Origin of the sequence: Cuspidothrix issatschenkoi CHARLIE-1 (assembly GCF_002934005.1) — a bacterium.
Lineage (GTDB): Bacteria > Cyanobacteriota > Cyanobacteriia > Cyanobacteriales > Nostocaceae > Cuspidothrix > Cuspidothrix issatschenkoi.
This window is the reverse complement of record NZ_PGEM01000133.1, coordinates 23559-25563: the sequence shown is the minus strand read 5'-3', so window position 1 is coordinate 25563 and position 2005 is coordinate 23559. Positions and strand designations below refer to the sequence as shown.

1 protein-coding gene is annotated in these 2005 nt (G+C 39.4%); it reads left to right on the top strand.

Annotated features, from left to right (window positions below):
• Positions 1–309: 309 nt before the first annotated feature.
• Complete coding sequence (locus CUN59_RS16670; RefSeq protein WP_104388893.1) at positions 310–1926, top strand: serine/threonine-protein kinase; 1617 nt, start codon at positions 310–312, stop codon at positions 1924–1926.
• Positions 1927–2005: the final 79 nt, after the last annotated feature.

The window sequence follows — 2005 nt, the reverse complement described above, 5'->3', positions numbered from 1 at the left end:
GTTGACAGAAGGCAGGAGGCAGGAGGCAAGAGAAAATATATTGCTCCCCTACCCCTCTGCTATGTAAAACTATTTCAGGATAAATACTGAAGAATACTGAGAGTTTTTGTAGTAGTTGGGTAAAATTACAATATTTATTTTATGTAGAGTTAAATATAGTTATGAATTTACGGTAATATTAAGATAACTTGAGGAAATTTTCCCCAAAATTCCCGCATAAATAACCTAGTAAAAACTGGAATTTGCTCTCCATAATCTAATAAGATCGTCATTATCCCCGTTATTATTCGTGCAGCGAGTTAAGAGTGCATGAGCTACTGCGTAAATCCCACCTGTCCCAATCCCAAAAATTCAGCATCCTGTCAAAGGTGTCAAGCTTGTGGCTCACTATTGTTGTTGCGCGATCGCTTTCGGGTGATTAAACAAATCGGTCAGGGTGGTTTTGGCGCAACATTTTTAGCCTTAGAGGAAAATCTACCAGGTAAACCCCCTTGTGTAATTAAGCAATTACGTCCGTCAGGGACAACCCCATACATATTGCAAATGGCACGGGATCTTTTTGCCAGAGAAGCAGAAACCCTCGGTAAAATTGGCAATCATCCACAAATACCAAGGCTACTAGACTATTTTGAAGATAATGCACAATTCTATTTAGTTCAAGAATATGTAAGTGGTTTTACTCTACAACAAGAGGTTAAGAAAAACGGAGTCTATAGTGAAGCTGGGGTAAGACAATTTTTAAGTGAAGTTTTACCATTACTCCAATATATTCATCAGCACCAAGTAATTCACCGTGATATTAAACCTGCTAACCTCATTCGTCGTTCTCAAGATGCTAGATTGGTACTAATTGATTTTGGTGCAGTGAAAACCCAAGTTAACCAAGTAGTCGCCAATCAATCAGGACAAACAGCACTCACCGCTTATGCTATTGGTACTCCTGGTTTTGCCCCTCCAGAACAAATGGCCATGCGTCCGGTTTATGCCAGTGATATTTATGCTTTGGGCGTAACTTGTATTTATCTGTTGACGGCCAAAATTCCTAAAGATTTGGAATATAATCCCACGACTGGGGACATGATGTGGGATCATTTAGTAGATATCAGTGAGCATTTAACCAAGGTCTTGAAAAAAATGCTGGAGGTGTCATTACGGAATCGCTACCAATCACCTCAGGAAGTATTGCGAGCTTTGGATATGGAACCTTATTTAGATAGTTTAGCCCAGGGCTTATTATCTAAACCTGGGGGCAGTCCGCCAGAACCAACAGCCCATCAGAGAGATTTGGGGATTAATGCCGTTCATTCTCTTAATTCTACCCGTGATCAAAATGATGGTGGTGTATCCAAGATGGCCGCATCTATTCGAGCCAGAAGAGGTAAGACACCAGACGGTATAGAATGGAAACATGGATCTATTCCCAATAGAGAAACTGGCTATAAATCTAATTCTAGCGATGGTAATAATATTAATAATAGTGGTTCTTCCAGTCCGAGAAAGTTAGATTCTCAAAGTCTCTTGAGTGCTTACGAGAAAGGAAGACGCGATTTTGCTTCTCATAGCTTTACGCGATTAAACCTAACTAATACTGATTTATCAGGTACTAATTTTTATGCGGCTCAATTTTATAAAGCCAATTTTCAAGGCACTAATCTTCATAATACGGATTTTGGCAGAGCCAGTTTAAAAGATGCAAATTTTAAAGATGCAGATCTAAGCAAAGCCTATTTTAGTAATGCGGATTTAGAAGGAGCAGACTTAAGAGGAGCGAATCTCAGTCAAGCATATTTAAGTCAAGCTAATTTGCGAGGTGCTAATTTATCCGGTGCTAATCTGACTGGTGCAAGAATAAGCGATGAACAATTAGCTTCAGCTAAGACTAACTGGTTAACTGTACGTCCTAATGGCAAACGCGGATTATTTTAAAGTCAGCGAACTGATAGTACCGCAAGGCGGAAGTCAAAAATAATATAGCGTAAGCTTTTTAGTGATTGAGAATGGTTGT